Origin of the sequence: Kitasatospora sp. NPDC001539, from assembly GCF_040298565.1 — a bacterium.
GTDB lineage: Bacteria > Actinomycetota > Actinomycetes > Streptomycetales > Streptomycetaceae > Kitasatospora.
On sequence record NZ_JBEPAK010000081.1, the window covers coordinates 1 to 14,933 of the forward strand.

Sequence of the window (14,933 nt, forward strand, 5' to 3'; positions counted from 1 at the left end):
CGCCAACCAGGCGACGGCCGAACCAGTGACCGTCGAACTGCCTGAACCCATCCTGACCAGGTAATCACCACCTCCCGCTCAACGGGGGAAGCTCACCAGCGCCACTGGCCTACGATCAGTCTGGGTCTCGGTTGGCAACGCCTGGCCACACCTGGACTCACATCTCGCCCACCGTCGTAGACGCGATGGACTACCTGCTCGCACGACCGGAGAGCACGCGATGACCATCAAGCCGATCGTCGGCGTCATCTCCACCCCGGCAGCATGGGTGCGGCGGTCGCAGCTTGCGCCCGGCCGAACGCGGCGCGGGTCCTCTGGTGTCCGGCGGGCCGGAGCGCGGCCACTGTGGCCCGGGCCGGGCAGGCCGGACTTGAGCAAGTCGACAGCCTGAACACCCTGATACGGCAGGCGCACATCATCCTCGGCTTCTGCCCTCCGGCGGTCGCCGAGCAAGCAGCGGGAGGACGCCGGTCGGGAGTGAGTGTTCACCACGCGGACCTGTCGGCCGATCGAGCCCGGAACCACAGCCGGTCCTTCGAGCGGATCGGGCCGACGCTGGTCTGACGCGCATCCGCCTCCACGACACGCGGCACGGCTGCGCGACGATCCTCTTCGCGGCCGGAGTCGCCCCGCGGGTAATGATGGAGATCCCGGGGCGCTCCCAGGTCGCCGTGACGATGAACGTCTACACGCACGTCTCGGAGGAGACCCGGCGCGAGGCTCTCGGGCACATGGACCGCTTGCTCAAGAGGCGCCGCAAGACCGACTGACATCAGCGGTTGCCGTCAATCAGTGCAGTCAAACGCCCCGCAGCGTGATCGCTGCGGGGCGTTTTGGCTGGTGGGCGCGGACGGTTTCGAACCGCCGACATCTGCTTTGTAAGGCTTGGCGTGCGCCACCCGCTCTGACCTGCTCCGCGCCCGGCCTGCCCGTTCCCCGGCCACCGCACCGTCGGCACCCGCGACTGACCGCTACGTACCGCCCGATCTGGCACGTCTGTGGCACGGCCCGGACGTGGTGCGGCTACTGGCAGATTACAGATCACTGGGTAACCACTCGTGACCTCCTGCCGGTTTGCGGCACCCGCCCATGATCCACCACTGGTCCGGATCACGAGCCGCGCCCTCCCCTCTGAACCCATGACCTGCCAGTTCTGGCCGCCCCACGGCCCGCTGGCGCCATCCGCTCATCGCGCATTCGGCAGACGATTGTCAGCGACTAGGTCTAGTGTTCGATTATGGCAATGACGAGAGCCCCTCCCCAGGGGAAGTCAGATGATCTACTCTTCTGCGCAGGCGCATGAAGGGTGCATCGCATGGGGGGTTCGCCCGGGGCGGACGGGGACAGCAAGTCCCGCACGCAGCGCATCAGGGCCGTAGACCCTCGCACCGTCACGAAGATGATGGAACAGCTCCAAGAGGGGTATGTCTCCAGCGTGGCCGCCACCGCTGGCTGCTCAGCCGAAGTGCTGAGCAAGGACACCTTCGGCGTAGATGTTCAGTTCATCCGGCCGCCGCGCACGCATCTGGAGCAGGAGAGCATGCTCTTCGCTCAGTTGAAGTGCACCACACAGGTCACCCCCGACCGGAATGCGAAGTCGTTCCAGTACCGCTTCTCCAAGCGCGAGTACTTTGAGAGCCTGGCGATGGCGCGGTCGTACCCCCAGAAGATCCTCATCGTTATGACAGTGCCTGTCGAGCAGCTTGAGTGGACCAAGGTGGTAGACGGTGGGCTACTGGTCAGGCGCGAGTGCTACTGGGTGCATCTGGAGGGTCAAACCTCGCCGCTAGTCAAGCCGGTTATTGACGTACCCACAGAGAACGTGTTCGACGCTGAGACCCTGATAAGAATCATGGAAAGGCAGGACAGGGGTGAGTCGCTTGATGGATGAAACCAATGGCGTGACCATCCCTAGCAACGTCGATCCAGTGCGGCTTCTAACAATTCTTGGCGACCTCGGCTGGCATGCAGCTGGCGGACGAGAGGGAATTTACACGCGCTATGCCCCTCCGCCAGGGGAGATCGGCATCGAGCCTCTCCCTAGCGTCCTAATCCCCTTGAATCAGACCGCTCCCGATTACCTACACTTGATGCATTCTGCATTGCTCCAACTGGCACAACGTAGGGACTTCTGGACGCGGGCACTCTATCCACGACTTGCGCTGGCTTCTACCGATGAGTTTCGATTCCGGAAAGAGTCGAGTGCCCCGAGCGGCCTAATTTCATGGCGCCAGGGCGAGCGGCTAATCGAGAGCGCACGGCGAACGCTGCTTGCCGGAGCAAAGTATTACCTCGGACCTCAGCGCCATTTCGTAAATAGGCATGGCCGCTTTGCCAGCCGCTACCTCGACCAGATCCTGATGGGCCAAACGGCACCGGGAAGCTACATCGTCACGGCGCTCGCTCCGCCCGATGTCCCCATTCCCCTCAAGTCATCTTCCGATCCATTCGCCAGCGCGTTGGATCTTGGATCGACACAGGTCAGGACGGTGAACGAGGCCGTAGCGCATGCCGTAGGAGCGACACTTGAGGCCCTTGATCACTACCGCTCAAGCGGTTCACTCTCCGGATTTGAGAGCGGAGTTGTAGACGGTGTCTCATATGAAATGACGAACGCCATCCTCGGCATTGCCGCCAACTCGGACGAAGCCGATATAACTATCGAATGGGATCAAGCCCGACCGCCAAGTGGGGTTGAGAGCCACTTCACCTTCCACGCGTCCGACGTCACTCCGCTAACCCAAGCCGCAGTCCGCCTGGCGGAAGATCAAGCCTCGTCGCAAGTCACGGTCGCGGGGAGAGTTCACATCCTGGCCAAAAAAGAGGCTGGGAGCGCAGGCGTCTTCGGAATCGACTCGCTTCAGTCTTCCGGCCCCAGGAAGGTTCGCGTCAGGCTGGCCGACGAGGAGGACTACCACGAGGCCATTAGGGCCCACGAGGAGGATCTAGCGATCCTCGTAGGCGGACGCCTCGAAAAGGAAGGAAACCTCAGCTGGCTCTACGATGCCACGGTGATTCGCACTCTTGGCCCGCTGGATGAGTACGAGACATACCGGCGCTCTAAGAAGGAAGAAATCCCGGGACAGCTGGGAATGTTCTGATACCTGCCACCGCCTCTGCGGACATTAGCTTCGGGGCGGTGGAGCGGTTTTGGCCGGTGTCCTGTCCGGTCTGGGGTCGAGCATGATCGGGGGGCCGTAAGCTGTTGCGACTCGGTCAGGGCTCTTTGGGCCTGACCGCAATTTGGCCGAGTGGCCCCCCGGTCTTGCTCGACGCGGGTCCCTGTCCGGGGAGGTGGGTAAAACCGTGGAGCCGCCCGCCCCCAGCCCCGGCGGGGTTCGTTCTGAGTTGCACCGGCGCACCCTCCTCCGCTGCGGGGGAAGTCTTGTCCTGTCCGTACCGCCCCGGCCTTAGCATTCCGCCCATCGGGCGGCGGCCGACGAGGGCGAAGCCCCAGCCGGGGCGCAGACAGGAGGCGGGGCGCGCGCCGGAGGAAGGCCGGCGCCGCCCGCGCTTTGCGCGGCACCCCGAACCTTGTGTGAGGCTGCTCTTGAGTAGTTCAGGAGGCCGGGAATCGTCGCCGGATCTCTGATCCGCCGTGATGTGCCTTCCCGTTGGGCTCCGCCCACCTCCCCGCCGAGCGGAGCGAGGCGCCTTGAACCCGTAGAGAAGGTTTTTACGCACTCCCGTCTCCTCCTGCGCCCCCGCCGCGCTCTGCCTCCAGGCTCGCCGGACGCCTATGATCGGCAGGCTCTGAACTGACTGCTGTTCACATCCTCGGTGCGGGGGCCATGGATACGATCACCCAGCTAGTGACCATCGCCGCTGTCGTGCTCGGCGGGTTGACCACCTACGCGACGAACCACCTGATGGAACGCAGCAAGCGCAAGGACGGTCTGCGGCTTCGCTGGGACGAGAAGAAGCTCGACGCGTACGCGGACTACGTCGGACGGGTCCGGACCTCGATCCACATTGCGGTGCTCCTGTACGAGGTGCGGGAGGAGATCCGGGAGATGCCCCGCTCAGAGCATGAGTTGTCGCTGGAGCTGACCGAGGCCGGCGGAGCGCAGGCGATGGCGTTCGAGCGGATCATGTTGCTCGCCGGGGATGAGGTGATCGAAGCGGCCCATGGCGTTCAGGAGACTCTCGCCGCGATCGGCTGGCAGGCTCGGGGCCTGGTCGACGGCACTCTCGCGGACTGGCGTGCGCTGCACACCGAGGCGTTCAAGGCGATCAACCGGTTCCATGAAGCCGCCCGCGCAGACCTCGGCGTTCGGGGCCGGTTCGAGGGAGAACAGCACACCGCCCGCGGGCTTCTGCTACCCGGCGCCCGGAACACGGATGAGGCCGCCGACCGGGCCTGATTCGGGCAGCCGAACGGCCCCGACGCTCACACTGCCGGGGCCGTCTGCGAGTGGTTGTGCTCAGGCCGCGTCGAGCCGCCAGTTCTCCATTGCCAGCAGCGACTCCGCCCGGGCCTGGATGACTCCCATGCGGGCCGAGCGCTCGACCTCTTGGTTGTGCGCCGCCTGGTGGGTGCTCTGCCCCGGCCACTTCCGGTACAGGAGTCCGGTCTCCTCGATGAACCACCCACGGCTGACCGCGTTGAGCGACATCAACAGCCCGGTGTCCTCGGAGGCCGGAAGCGCCATCCATCCACCGAGTGCGAGCAGCAGGTCCCGCCGAACGCACAGCGTCGCCGGGTGCACCTGGGCGCGGAAGTTATGGGCCTTCCAGTGCGACAGCACCTCGCCCCGCTCGATCGGCCCCGCCGGCGGGTCCTGGTCGAAGCCGACCGTGCTGCCGTCCGGGAGGAGGTCGAGTACACGTGATGTCGTCCACGCCACGTCCGGTCGACTGGTCAGAACCGCAACATCACGGGCGAGCGTGCCCGCGGGCAGCTGGTCGTCGGCGTCAAGCACCTTCACGAACTGCCCGGTGGCCCTGGAGAGCCCCATGGTCCGCGCCATGCCCGCCCGTCCGTGCCGACCCTGACCGAAGCTGATCCGAGCGTCGTCCGGCACGTGCGGGGCCACGTCGTCCGTCTCACCGTCCTGCTGGATTACCCACTGCCAGTCCCAGCCGTCCGGGAGATCCTGACCGAGCAGCGACTTGTAGGCGTCCGCCAGGTACTCGGCGCTCGGCCCGTAGACGGCCGTGATCACGGTTACGAGATTGGTCATGCTCACCACCTGTTCAGCTTGGTCGTGTAGACCATCTCGGTGCGGTCACCGGGCAGCACTACGTCGGCGACTTCCACCACGCGGTCCGTCGTGTCGATGGAAGTCTTCCGGAGAACGATCACTGACACACCCACCGGCAGGCCGAGTTCTTCTGTCTCCTCAGGCGTCGGCGGCCGGGCCCGGAAGGTCTCCACGATGCGGTCCAGCTCGATGCCGACGGTGAACAGCTGGTTCTGCGTCCCACCTGGCCACGGCTCCAGGTCCTCGCGGAGCAGATCCGGGTTCCCGCAAATCAGGTCCAGGAGCAGGTACGACCGGGCCACGTTGAACGGCGCATGCTCCTCGCTGTGGCGGGTGCGGTAGGTGCGCTGCAGAAGCATGGTGCCTTCGGGAACGCCGAACTCAGCAGCAAGATCCGTGTCGGCCGGAACCTGCTCGTACTTGGCGTTGAACACCAAGTCATTCACCGTGAGCCCGGTGTCGTGCTCGGTGGCTCCGGTCTTCTGCCGCTCCGCCTGAGACTGGCGGGCGCGGTCCTTCTCCCACTGGTGACGCAGGTTGTCCCGCTTGGCCGGGATCGGCTGCCGGCGGACGAAGGTGCCCCGGCCGTGCTGCTTCTCGACCAGCCCCTCGGCCGCAAGCACCCCAACGCCCTGCCGGACGGTCGGCACGCTCACCCGGTACTGATCGGCGAGCGCCGTTTCTGCGGGCAGCCGGTCGCCCGGGCCCAGCTCGCCGGCCTCGATCTGGCGCCGGATATCGGCAGCGATCCGCTCGTACTGGTTGGCCATGGTGCTGGTCACCGTCCTGTCGTGGTCTCGCGCCCATCCTAAGTCCTAAAGAGATGTTGACGACTAGCTGAGGAGCCGTCATAGTTTTCACCACAGCAACTCCTAATGAGGACTTGAAGACAAGATCTCAGGAGGTGCTGATGACGCCCGGCATCTGCCGTGGTGAGGCTGCTCCGAGGACGACGAATCCCTCGGTGCCAGACGAAGGAGCCCAGCTCATGCGCTTCATCCCCGTCGACACGACCGCCGCGCTGGTGATGGTCGCCCAGGCGCCCCGCCCGAAGCTCAAGGACCGCCGCACCGGCGAGATGGCCATGGACGCCGAGACCGGCGCGCCGCTGGTGACCCTGGACGTCACGTTCGTGGCCAACGGTGAGGCCGACATCCTGTCCCTGACCGTGCCGCAGCCCGGCATCCCGGAGGGCCTGGCGCCGGGCATGCTGGTCACCCTCACCCGGCTCATCGCCCGGCCGTGGGAGAACGAGTTCAACGGCCAGAAGCGCTCCGGCATCGCCTTCCGGGCCGACGCCGTGACGGTCGCCGCCCCGGTCCTCGCGGGCGCGAACTCCTGATCGCCGTGAACAACCTGACGGCGGCGCTCCTGGAGCTCGGCGCTCCCGCCGCGATCCTCGGCTCCGGCGCCCTCTACGCCAGGGCCAAGATGCCCCGGACGTACTGGGCGACGGTCGGAATCCCGCTGACCATCCACCGCATCCGGCACGACTACGAGAACGTCATGGAGGCCTGCGGGCTGACCGTAGAGCCCTCGTTCTGGCGCGCCATGGCCTCCTCCGCCACCAACCGGCCGGCCAAGCCCGCGATGCCGAAGATTCGCAGCATGCAGGTGAGTTCGACCGGCCTTCGGGTTCGGCTTCGGCTCGCCCGGGGCCAGCAGACGAAGGACATGGCCGACGCGGCCGAGCGGCTGCGGCACGCCTGGGAGGTCCACGCGGTCCACGTGTCGGAGGTCAAGCCCGGGGTGGTGGAACTGCGGATAGTCGGGTTCGACGTGCTGCGCAACGTGCGCATGCCGCGCCGGGCCACGGCCAAGTCCCGTGAGCTGCTGCGGGTCCCGGTCGCGCTGCGGGCCGATGGCACCGTGCACCACCGGGACTACCGACAGGCTCCGAACGGGCTGAACCTCGGCGCCAACCAGTCCGGCAAGTCGATGTTCACCCGCAACCTCGTTCACGGCCTCGCCCCGCAACCGGTTGCCCTGGTCGGGATCGACTGCAAGCGCGGTGTCGAACAGCGCCCCTTCGCGCCGCGTCTGTCCGCGCTGGCCACCGACCAGAGCGAAGCGCTCGGACTGCTGCTCGCGCTGCTGGTCGAGATGGACGACCGGTACGACCTCATCCGCGACCACCAGGGCGTTCCCGGATCGGTCGCGGCAGAGGACCTGACTGCGGACATATGGGGTCTGCCCGAGAAGATCCGGCCGGTGCCGATCGTCGTCCTGGTGGACGAGATCGCCGAACTATTCCTCGTGGCCAGCAGGGCCGATGAGGAGCGGCGGAACCAGATCGTCACCGCGCTCATCCGGCTCGCCCAACTCGCCCGCGCCGCCGGCATCTACCTGGAGATCGCCGGTCAGCGCTTCGGCTCGGAGCTGGGCAAGGGCGCGACCCTGCTCCGCTCCCAGCTCACCGGCCGCACCGTCCACCGGGTCAACGACCTGGAGACGGCCAAGATGGGGCTCGGGGACATCTCCGACGCCGCCGTCGCGGCCTCCACCCAGATCAGCCCGGACATGCCCGGCACCGCCGTCGCCGGCGACACCTCCGGCATGTGGTTCCAGATCCGCACGCCGTACCGCTCGCTCACCGAAGTCGCCGAGCGCTGCGCAGAGTTCGCGCACCTGACGCCCGACCTGGACCGCTTGGCGGCCTTCCGCCCGCAGGTCGCCAACCCGGCCGTCATCCCGCCGGCGCCGTCGACGCCGCCGGACCTCGCCACGGTCCCGCTCAGCAAGTAGCGACACCGCACCCAACTGCTGGCGCGGCAGTCTCGCGCCAATTCCTTACCCCCGCCTTGCCTCAATCCGGAGGAGATCCGCCCGTGTCCCGCAAGCCGTCCATCTCCGAGATCGGCGCTTTCCTCGGCCACCTCAAGGCCTCCCGCAACAGCGACTCCGACAAGGGTCCGCTGCTCGCCGAGAAGGCCGATCTGCTGGAGCGCATCGCCGAGGCCAACCCGGACGACCGCGACGCCGCCCAGGTCGCCCACGAGGCCCGCGCCGCCGCCGACCGCGCCCACCGCAACAGCGAGTGACCCCGGTGGCCGCCCGCAAGCGCACCGCGACACCGAAGCCGACGCCCTGCGAGCCCTGCAAGGGCACCGGCCAGATCACCGAGGCCGTGTACGCCGGCCGGGGCGCGCGCCGCCGCCGAATCGCCGAGCAGGAGGCCACCTGCCTCGACTGCCTCGGCACTGGCACCGCTCTCGCGTAACCCGACCTCGCCGGGACGGGCGGTCGACCATCACATCGCCGCCCGGTCCGCACTCCACACAGGAGACAAGTCATGAAGCCGGACACGTACCACTGCATCCTCACGATGCAGAAGACCACGCACGGGGAGACCGCCCTCGGCACCTTCTCCGACACCATCGACCCCACGCCCGGGATGACCCGCGCCGACATCTTCCACCTGGCGATCACCCAGCTGACGCGACACCAGCCCGCCCTGACCGGCGGCGCGGTCCTGTTCTTCGCCCTCAACAAGAACCAGCTCTGACGGGCCTCGCCATGCGCCGACTCCCCAAGCTGGACGCCGTACTGGCACAGGCGGTGATCGCCGCCGCCCTCTCCTTCGCCCACCTGCACGACCTCGCCGACGCCGCCGGCCAGACCGGTTGGAAGTCCTGGGCCTACCCGGTGTCCGTCGACCTCCTGCTCGTCGCCGCCTGGCGCCGGATGCGCTCCGGCACCGCCCGCCGGCTCGCCTGGTGCTGGTTCGTCATCGCCCTGGCCGCCTCGCTCGGCGCCAACGTCGGCACCGCCGGACTGCTCGACCTCGGCAACGCCCCGGCCTGGCTCCGCGTCCTGGTCGCCGGCTGGCCCGCCGCCGCCTTCCTCGGCGGCACCCTGCTCGCCCACTCGACCGCCACGCCCGTCGACGAAACCCCGGTCGCGGAACTCGAACCGGACGACACCGAGACCGACGACGCCCAGCCGCTCTACGTCCCGGCCGCCGAGCCGATCACCGAACCGGTCATCGAGTCGACGCCCGTCGAACCGCCCGCGGCTGTCCCGGCGATCGAACAGGCTCCCGCCCCGGCGCCGACTTCGGTCCCCGGCGCGGCCCCGGCGCCCACGGTCCCGGTCCCGGCCTTCCTCCTCGACCACGCCCGCAAGGTCGCCGACGACCACCGCAACCGCACCGGCACCCCGATCGACGCCGTCACGCTCCGAACCCTGCTCGGCGTCAAAGACCCGCTCGCCTCGGCGCTCGCCGCCGAACTCGCCTGAAGGGCTCACCTGGTGAACATCCAGCTCCCGTTCATCGTCGTCCTCGCGATCGTCGCCTGGCTCATCGTCCGGCACCTCCGACTGCGCTGGTGGGCCGTCGCAGCGCTCGTCCTCCTCGGCTTCTACCTCGCCGACACCGCCGCCGCCCCGTTGATCGACAACACGACCCATGACGGCGTGAGCGTCATCAACAAGACCTCTGACAAGTAGCAAGCCCGAAAGGAGAGTTGTCCATGAAGACCACCGTCCGCCTGCCGCCCCTGGTCACCGTCGACGGTTCCGGCCTCGTCGCCGAGATCGAGGAGTACCTTGCCTCGCTGCCCGCCCCGGCCCGCATCACGGTCCCGTACGTCTCGCCGCTCGGCTCCACCCTCCAGCCCTGGAACGCCGGCTACCCGGCGCCCCGGCTCACGCTCCTCGACCGGCTCACCCACCGCCCGGCCCGCCCGGTCCCGGTGAGCGCCGCCGGCCACCTCCGGCTCACCTCCCGGTACATCGACGCATTCGGCTGGCTCCAGGGCGCCATGTGGGACTCCGCCGGCCGCGTCTGCCTCCTCGGCGCTCAGGCTGCCGTCCTCGCCCACGGCTACGGCACCCCGGCCACCGTCACGACCGCCCGGGTGCAGCTCATGGAGATCCTCCACGCCACCGGCCGCCCCGTCCACTCCCCGGACGAGTACAACGACCGCCCCACCACCCGCCAGGCCGATATCCACCAGCTGCTCGACCGGGCCGCCGCCCGCGCCCAGCACCTCGGCCTCTGACCTCCCCGGGACGGCCAACACGCCGCCAGCATCCCGCCGCCCCGGAGATCGCAACCCCCATCACACCCATCACGAAGGACTGCAGATGGATCTGCCCACGGCCTTTGCCGCCGCTGTCCCGCTGATCGGATGGACCACCCACGGCGCCTGGCTGAGCCAGCGCCTCGCCACCGCCCGCCGCGACCCGCTCACCGGGCTCCACACCCGCGACGGCTTCACCGCCCGCGCCCACCGGCTGACCCAGCGCCGTCCGGGCCGCACCTCGGTGCTGCTGATCGACCTGGACGACTTCAAGGCCACCAACGACACCTACGGCCACGCCGCCGGCGATGCGGTCATCACCGCCACCGCCGACCGCCTGTCCGCCTGGTGCGGCCGCACCGGCATCGCGGCCCGCCTCGGCGGGGACGAGTTCGCTGCCGTCGTCCTGGACGCCCCCGCGCGTCTGCCCGGACTCCGCGCGACCCTCAACCAGCCGGTCCCGTACGCCGGCTCCATGCTCCCGGCCTCCGCCTCGGTGGGCATCTGCCCCATCGCCGAGCTGCCGGTCGTCTCGCTCACGGACGCGCTCGCCTCCGCCGACCGGGACATGTACTCGCACAAGCGCGACGGCCGTACCTCCCGCCGCCGCTAGCTCCAAGGTGTGCGGCCGGCGCTGGCAGGCGTTCCTCTTGGCCCTCGGCAAAGCCCGACCGCCGGTTAGGTCCCGGGGCTGACTCCGGGCCACCCCCTGACAAGGCCGGGGAGGCAGCTGCTCTACAGAGCTGGATTCCTCGGAAGCCGGCCGCACGGCAGGACCGTAACTCGCACCACCGACAAGCAAGACCGGCCTCGGGGCGGCAACACGCCGCCAAGCATCCCGCCGCCCCGAGACCGCAACCCCTTCCCGAACCGAAGCCCACGAAGGAGACCTCCATCATGCCGCAGCACAACCACGCCCCGACCCGCATCTGCCCGAACTGCTCGGGTCACGCCACGGCGCACATCGCCACCGGCGTCCGCCTCCGCGACGGCTCCCTCCACACCGTCCCGGTCAACTGCCCCACCTGCGACGGCACCGGCACCGTCACCCGCCCGCTGGCCACCACCGCCAAGGCGGCCTGACAGATGGCCCTCCTGGACTGGCGCGACTCCAAGCACTGGGTCCCGAAGCCCGCCCCCTGCGGCGTCTGCGACAAGCCCACCAACCTGCGCTCCGACCGCGGCAAGCCCGTCCACAAGGTCTGCGCCGAGGAGTGGAACGACCGCCACCAGAAGCCCGCCGACCAGTCCTGACCCGCCCACCCCGGAGTCTGCACCCGCTCCGGGGCCCCTCACAGGAGGTGAACCCCCCGTGATCCACCAGCTCTCCGCCCGGCCCGCCAACGGCCTTCGCGTCCTCGACCTCTTCTGCTGCCAGGGAGGCGCGGGCATGGGCTACTACCTCGCCGGGTTCGACGTCACCGGCATCGACACCGCCCCGCAGCCCCGCTACCCCTTCGCCTTCCACCAGGCCGACGCCCTGGCCTACCTCGCCGACCACGGCACCGAGTTCGATCTGATCCACGCGTCTCCGCCGTGCCAGCGCTACACCAACGCCCAGAAGATCCGGGGCAACGACCACCCCGACCTGGTCGAGCCGCTGCGCGAACTCCTCATCGTCACCGGTCGCCCGTACGTCATCGAGAACGTCCCCGGCGCCCCGCTCCTGGACCCGGTCGAGCTGTGCGGGTCCATGTTCAGCCTGCGCACCTACCGCCACAGGCTCTTCGAGACCTCGTTCCCCGTCCCGGCCATGCACCACCCGCGCCACCTGGCCCCGAACGCCAAGATGGGCCGCCCGGTGCGGGACGGCGAGTTCATGCACATCGTCGGCAACTTCTCGAACGTCCCCCTCGCACGCGACGTGATGGGCATGCCCTGGGCCACCCGCGACGGCCTGCGCGAAGCCATCCCCCCGGCCTACACCGCCCACGTCGCGAACGCCTACCTGGGCACCTTCCGAACGGCGGTGGCCGCATGACCGCCATTACCTCCGCCCCGGTCGCCGATCTCCTCGGCCTCGCCCAGCTCGGCACCATGCCCGCCCTCATGCGGCAGCTCTCCGGTCTCGCCGGCTGCACCTCGCCCGTCCGCCTCGACGGCTGGCGGACCGAGATCAACGAGGCCACCGGACAGGTCCTCCATCACCTGGAGTCCGCCGATCTGCCCGCCGGGAACCTGCTGCTGCGCTGCGGCAACCGCCGCGTCACCCGCTGCCCGTCCTGCGCCGAAACGTATCGCCGCGACACCTACCACCTGATCACCGCCGGACTCGTCGGCGGCAAGGGCACCCCGGAGACCGTCTCCGCGCACCCCCGGGTGTTCGCCACCTTCACCGCGCCCGGCTTCGGCCCCGTCCACAACCGGCCCGGTTCCAGCACCTGCCGCTGCGGCGCCGCCCACCCGGCCGACGACCCGCTGCTCGGCTCGCCGCTCGACCCCGAGACGTACGACTACCAGGGCGCCGTCCTGTGGAACGCCCACGCGGGCAAGATCTGGGCCCGGTTCACGATCCACCTGCGCCGAGAGGTCGCCAAGCGGGCCGGGCTGTCGCAGCGCGCCTTCAAGGACATCGCCCGGATCTCGTTCGGCAAGGTCGCCGAGTACCAGAAGCGCGGTGCGATCCACTTCCACGCTGTCATCCGCCTCGACGGCCCCGAAGGCGGCGACACGCCCCCGCCGACCTGGGCAACCGCCGACCTGCTCACCGATGCCATCCGCGCCGCCGCCCACCGGGCCGACATCCCCGGTCCTCTGGTCGACGGCCGACAGCACCGCTTCGCCTTCGGTCGGCAGCTCGACATCCGGACGATCCGTAACGCCGACTTCGCCGGCCCTGTGCAGATCACCGAGCGGGCCGTCGCCGCCTACATCGCCAAGTACGCGACCAAGGGCGCCGAAGCCGCCACCGGCACCCTGGACCGCCCCATACGGCTGCTCGCCGAGATCGCCCAACACGACATCCCCGAGCACGCCCGCCGGCTCATCCGCACCTGCTGGAACCTCGGCGCCCGCCCCGAACTGGCGGAACTCCGCCTCCGCGCCTGGGCCCACATGCTCGGCTTCCGCGGCCACTTCTCCACCAAGACCCACAAGTACTCGACCACCCTCGGCGCGCTCCGCGATGCCCGTACCGCCTGGCGCCGCGCCCAGACGCTCGAACGCCTTCACGGCCCCGACGCCCCGGCCGCCGAGGAATCGACGCTCGTCGTCGCCCACTGGGTCTTCGCCGGCCTCGGGCTCACCCGCGGCGAAGCCTGGCTCACCCAAGCACTACAACCTGCACCCGGCACGGAAGGAGAACCGACCCATGGCTGAACGCCTGTTGACCGCCGCAGAGGTAGCCGAGCTGCTCGGCACCTGGAAGACCAGCGGGGAGCGCTTCCCCCGCCGGCTCATCGCTGAGCGCCGCATCGCCTACGTCAAGATCGGCCACCACGTGCGCATCCCGGCCTCGGCCGTCGACGCGTTCATCGCCGAACGGACCGTACAGCCGGTGACCGCCCGCCGTCGCCCGAATCGGAAGGTGGCATGATGGCCAACTCCAGGGGCAACCGCCGCCGCTTCGGCTCGGTCCGCCAACTCCCCTCCGGTCGGTGGCAGATCCGTTACCCCGACCCGGTCACCGGCCTGATGCGGCCCGGTGAGAAGACTTACCCCACCAAGACGGACGCCGACATCGCGCTCACGCTGATCGAGGCCGACATCAAGCGCGACAAGTGGGCCGATCCGGACGCCGGGAAGGTCAAGCTGTCCGACTTCGCCGTCGCCTGGCTGCGGGACCGCAAGTTGGAGGAGAGCACGCGCGAGCGGTACGCCATCACGCTCCGCCAGTACATCCAGCCCAGGTTGGGCCACCGGATGATCTCCGAGATCACCCCGGCGCGCGTCCGCACCTGGCGGTCAGACCTCCTCGACGGCGGCGCCGGCGAGCCCTCCGTCGTCAAGGCGTACCAGCTGCTGCGGGCCATCATGAACACCGCCGTGGACGACGAGCTGATCCAGCGCAACCCGTGCCGGATCAAGGGAGCCGACACCTACGACGTACCGGAGCGGCCCGTGCTCACGGTGACCGAGGTGTTCGCCGTTGCCGACGCGATCGGTCCGCGCTGGCGGGCTCTGGTGCTGCTGACCGCATTCACCACACTGCGGTTCGGCGAGCTGGCCGCACTCCGCCGGCGGGACGTCGACCTGACGAACCGGCTCGTCCGGGTGCAGCGCAATCAGGCGGAGCTCAACAGCGGGCGCCTCTACGACAAGGCTCCCAAGAGCCGCGCGGGCTTCCGTCCCGTCGCCTTCCCGGCCGAGATTGTGAGCGACCTGGAACACCACCTCGACCGGTACGCCGGTCCCGGCCCGGACGGGCACCTGTTCATCGGCTCCCGTGGCGGCAAGCTCCGCCGGAGCAACTTCCGCGACGACTGGATCAAGGCCCGTACTGCCGCTGGAGTGAGCGAGGACGCCCACTTCCACGACCTCCGCCACACCGGGAACACCCTCGCCTCGCAGAACGGCGCCAGCACCCGCGAGCTCATGACCAGGATGGGCCACAGCAGTACCCGAGCCGCGCTGATCTACCAGCACATGACCAGCGACCGCGACCGGGCGATCGCCGACCGAATGGGCGAAGCCGTCCGCCAGGCGCTACAGCGCGACGACACGGCCGCGGATTCCGATCAATAGCTTCAACAGCTCAGACAGCCGG

At 68.9% G+C, this 14,933-nt stretch carries 20 protein-coding genes and 1 pseudogene; 19 read left to right on the forward strand and 2 right to left on the reverse strand.

From position 1 onward, the window contains the following. Positions 1–481: 481 nt before the first annotated feature. The 4 genes and pseudogenes from ABT247_RS15215 to ABT247_RS15230 form a co-directional block, all read left to right on the forward strand. A pseudogene (locus tag ABT247_RS15215) lies at positions 482–770 on the forward strand (tyrosine-type recombinase/integrase); the annotation flags it as partial. 629 nt (positions 771–1,399) lie between these two features. Beyond that, complete coding sequence (locus ABT247_RS15220; RefSeq protein WP_350742848.1) at positions 1,400–1,891, forward strand: DUF4365 domain-containing protein; 492 nt, start codon at positions 1,400–1,402, stop codon at positions 1,889–1,891. Between the two features lie 10 nt (positions 1,892–1,901). Beyond that, positions 1,902–3,101 (forward strand): hypothetical protein, encoded by a 1,200-nt coding sequence (locus ABT247_RS15225; RefSeq protein WP_350742850.1) that lies wholly within the window; start codon positions 1,902–1,904, stop codon positions 3,099–3,101. A gap of 711 nt (positions 3,102–3,812) precedes the next feature. Next, the gene (locus ABT247_RS15230) at positions 3,813–4,364 is read left to right on the forward strand and encodes a hypothetical protein (RefSeq protein ID WP_350742852.1); all 552 of its coding nucleotides are present in this window, start codon (positions 3,813–3,815) and stop codon (positions 4,362–4,364) included. Positions 4,365–4,424: 60 nt separating this feature from the next. Here ABT247_RS15230 and ABT247_RS15235 read toward each other — a convergent pair whose 3' ends face one another. Then, positions 4,425–5,183 (reverse strand): glycosyltransferase family 2 protein, encoded by a 759-nt coding sequence (locus ABT247_RS15235; protein ID WP_350742854.1) that lies wholly within the window; start codon positions 5,181–5,183, stop codon positions 4,425–4,427. Positions 5,184–5,185: 2 nt separating this feature from the next. Continuing rightward, the gene (locus tag ABT247_RS15240) at positions 5,186–5,974 is read right to left on the reverse strand and encodes a GntR family transcriptional regulator (RefSeq protein WP_350742902.1); all 789 of its coding nucleotides are present in this window, start codon (positions 5,972–5,974) and stop codon (positions 5,186–5,188) included. A gap of 218 nt (positions 5,975–6,192) precedes the next feature. Between ABT247_RS15240 and ABT247_RS15245 the strand changes: the two genes are divergently transcribed. The 15 genes from ABT247_RS15245 to ABT247_RS15315 all read left to right on the forward strand — a co-directional run bounded on the left by ABT247_RS15245 (position 6,193) and on the right by ABT247_RS15315 (position 14,911). Further along, positions 6,193–6,546: an SCO3933 family regulatory protein gene (locus ABT247_RS15245; RefSeq protein WP_350742856.1), complete on the forward strand. Its 354-nt coding sequence runs from the start codon at positions 6,193–6,195 to the stop codon at positions 6,544–6,546. A 5-nt stretch (positions 6,547–6,551) separates the two neighbouring features. After that, a complete protein-coding gene (locus tag ABT247_RS15250; RefSeq protein ID WP_350742858.1) occupies positions 6,552–7,949 on the forward strand; it encodes an FtsK/SpoIIIE domain-containing protein in 1,398 nt (465 codons plus the stop codon). 83 nt (positions 7,950–8,032) lie between these two features. Next, the gene (locus tag ABT247_RS15255) at positions 8,033–8,245 is read left to right on the forward strand and encodes a hypothetical protein (RefSeq protein ID WP_350742860.1); all 213 of its coding nucleotides are present in this window, start codon (positions 8,033–8,035) and stop codon (positions 8,243–8,245) included. 5 nt (positions 8,246–8,250) lie between these two features. Further along, positions 8,251–8,424, forward strand: a complete 174-nt coding sequence (locus ABT247_RS15260; protein ID WP_350742862.1) for a hypothetical protein — start codon at positions 8,251–8,253, stop codon at positions 8,422–8,424. Between the two features lie 72 nt (positions 8,425–8,496). Beyond that, positions 8,497–8,709, forward strand: a complete 213-nt coding sequence (locus ABT247_RS15265; protein WP_350742864.1) for a hypothetical protein — start codon at positions 8,497–8,499, stop codon at positions 8,707–8,709. Positions 8,710–8,720: 11 nt separating this feature from the next. Beyond that, a complete protein-coding gene (locus ABT247_RS15270) occupies positions 8,721–9,443 on the forward strand; it encodes a DUF2637 domain-containing protein (protein WP_350742866.1) in 723 nt (240 codons plus the stop codon). 12 nt (positions 9,444–9,455) lie between these two features. After that, positions 9,456–9,653 carry a hypothetical protein gene (locus ABT247_RS15275; RefSeq protein WP_350742868.1) on the forward strand — a complete coding sequence of 66 codons (198 nt, stop codon included), beginning with the start codon at positions 9,456–9,458 and terminating at the stop codon, positions 9,651–9,653. 23 nt (positions 9,654–9,676) lie between these two features. Next, on the forward strand, positions 9,677–10,207 hold the full coding sequence (locus tag ABT247_RS15280; RefSeq protein ID WP_350742870.1) for a DUF6197 family protein: 531 nt from the start codon (positions 9,677–9,679) through the stop codon (positions 10,205–10,207). A gap of 85 nt (positions 10,208–10,292) precedes the next feature. Next, positions 10,293–10,841 carry a GGDEF domain-containing protein gene (locus tag ABT247_RS15285; RefSeq protein WP_350742872.1) on the forward strand — a complete coding sequence of 183 codons (549 nt, stop codon included), beginning with the start codon at positions 10,293–10,295 and terminating at the stop codon, positions 10,839–10,841. Between the two features lie 284 nt (positions 10,842–11,125). Continuing rightward, entirely contained in the window at positions 11,126–11,311 is a 186-nt protein-coding gene (locus ABT247_RS15290; RefSeq protein ID WP_350742874.1) for a hypothetical protein, read from the forward strand. 3 nt (positions 11,312–11,314) lie between these two features. After that, positions 11,315–11,482 carry a hypothetical protein gene (locus tag ABT247_RS15295; protein WP_350742876.1) on the forward strand — a complete coding sequence of 56 codons (168 nt, stop codon included), beginning with the start codon at positions 11,315–11,317 and terminating at the stop codon, positions 11,480–11,482. 136 nt (positions 11,483–11,618) lie between these two features. Next, a complete protein-coding gene (locus ABT247_RS15300) occupies positions 11,619–12,209 on the forward strand; it encodes an SAM-dependent methyltransferase (protein ID WP_350742904.1) in 591 nt (196 codons plus the stop codon). After that, positions 12,206–13,546 (forward strand): replication initiator, encoded by a 1,341-nt coding sequence (locus tag ABT247_RS15305; RefSeq protein WP_350742878.1) that lies wholly within the window; start codon positions 12,206–12,208, stop codon positions 13,544–13,546. Before ABT247_RS15300 ends, ABT247_RS15305 begins: the two co-directional genes overlap by 4 nt. Then, positions 13,539–13,763: a helix-turn-helix domain-containing protein gene (locus tag ABT247_RS15310; RefSeq protein WP_350742880.1), complete on the forward strand. Its 225-nt coding sequence runs from the start codon at positions 13,539–13,541 to the stop codon at positions 13,761–13,763. Before ABT247_RS15305 ends, ABT247_RS15310 begins: the two co-directional genes overlap by 8 nt. Next, positions 13,763–14,911: a tyrosine-type recombinase/integrase gene (locus ABT247_RS15315; RefSeq protein ID WP_350742882.1), complete on the forward strand. Its 1,149-nt coding sequence runs from the start codon at positions 13,763–13,765 to the stop codon at positions 14,909–14,911. The genes ABT247_RS15310 and ABT247_RS15315 overlap by 1 nt, the downstream gene beginning before the upstream one ends. The last annotated feature ends 22 nt before the right edge of the window (positions 14,912–14,933 follow it).

What these genes read in the sequence shown, in the direction of transcription:
- ABT247_RS15270 (WP_350742866.1), top strand. Translation starts at nt 8,721, where the DNA reads ATGCGCCGACTCCCCAAGCTGGACGCCGTACTGGCACAGGCGGTGATC.
- ABT247_RS15310 (WP_350742880.1), top strand. Translation starts at nt 13,539, where the DNA reads ATGGCTGAACGCCTGTTGACCGCCGCAGAGGTAGCCGAGCTGCTCGGC.
- ABT247_RS15265 (WP_350742864.1), top strand. Translation starts at nt 8,497, where the DNA reads ATGAAGCCGGACACGTACCACTGCATCCTCACGATGCAGAAGACCACG.
- ABT247_RS15245 (WP_350742856.1), top strand. Translation starts at nt 6,193, where the DNA reads ATGCGCTTCATCCCCGTCGACACGACCGCCGCGCTGGTGATGGTCGCC.
- ABT247_RS15240 (WP_350742902.1), bottom strand. Translation starts at nt 5,974, where the DNA reads ATGGCCAACCAGTACGAGCGGATCGCTGCCGATATCCGGCGCCAGATC.
- ABT247_RS15315 (WP_350742882.1), top strand. Translation starts at nt 13,763, where the DNA reads ATGGCCAACTCCAGGGGCAACCGCCGCCGCTTCGGCTCGGTCCGCCAA.
- ABT247_RS15295 (WP_350742876.1), top strand. Translation starts at nt 11,315, where the DNA reads ATGGCCCTCCTGGACTGGCGCGACTCCAAGCACTGGGTCCCGAAGCCC.
- ABT247_RS15220 (WP_350742848.1), top strand. Translation starts at nt 1,400, where the DNA reads ATGATGGAACAGCTCCAAGAGGGGTATGTCTCCAGCGTGGCCGCCACC.
- ABT247_RS15305 (WP_350742878.1), top strand. Translation starts at nt 12,206, where the DNA reads ATGACCGCCATTACCTCCGCCCCGGTCGCCGATCTCCTCGGCCTCGCC.
- ABT247_RS15285 (WP_350742872.1), top strand. Translation starts at nt 10,293, where the DNA reads ATGGATCTGCCCACGGCCTTTGCCGCCGCTGTCCCGCTGATCGGATGG.
- ABT247_RS15300 (WP_350742904.1), top strand. Translation starts at nt 11,619, where the DNA reads ATGGGCTACTACCTCGCCGGGTTCGACGTCACCGGCATCGACACCGCC.
- ABT247_RS15280 (WP_350742870.1), top strand. Translation starts at nt 9,677, where the DNA reads ATGAAGACCACCGTCCGCCTGCCGCCCCTGGTCACCGTCGACGGTTCC.
- ABT247_RS15235 (WP_350742854.1), bottom strand. Translation starts at nt 5,183, where the DNA reads ATGACCAATCTCGTAACCGTGATCACGGCCGTCTACGGGCCGAGCGCC.
- ABT247_RS15290 (WP_350742874.1), top strand. Translation starts at nt 11,126, where the DNA reads ATGCCGCAGCACAACCACGCCCCGACCCGCATCTGCCCGAACTGCTCG.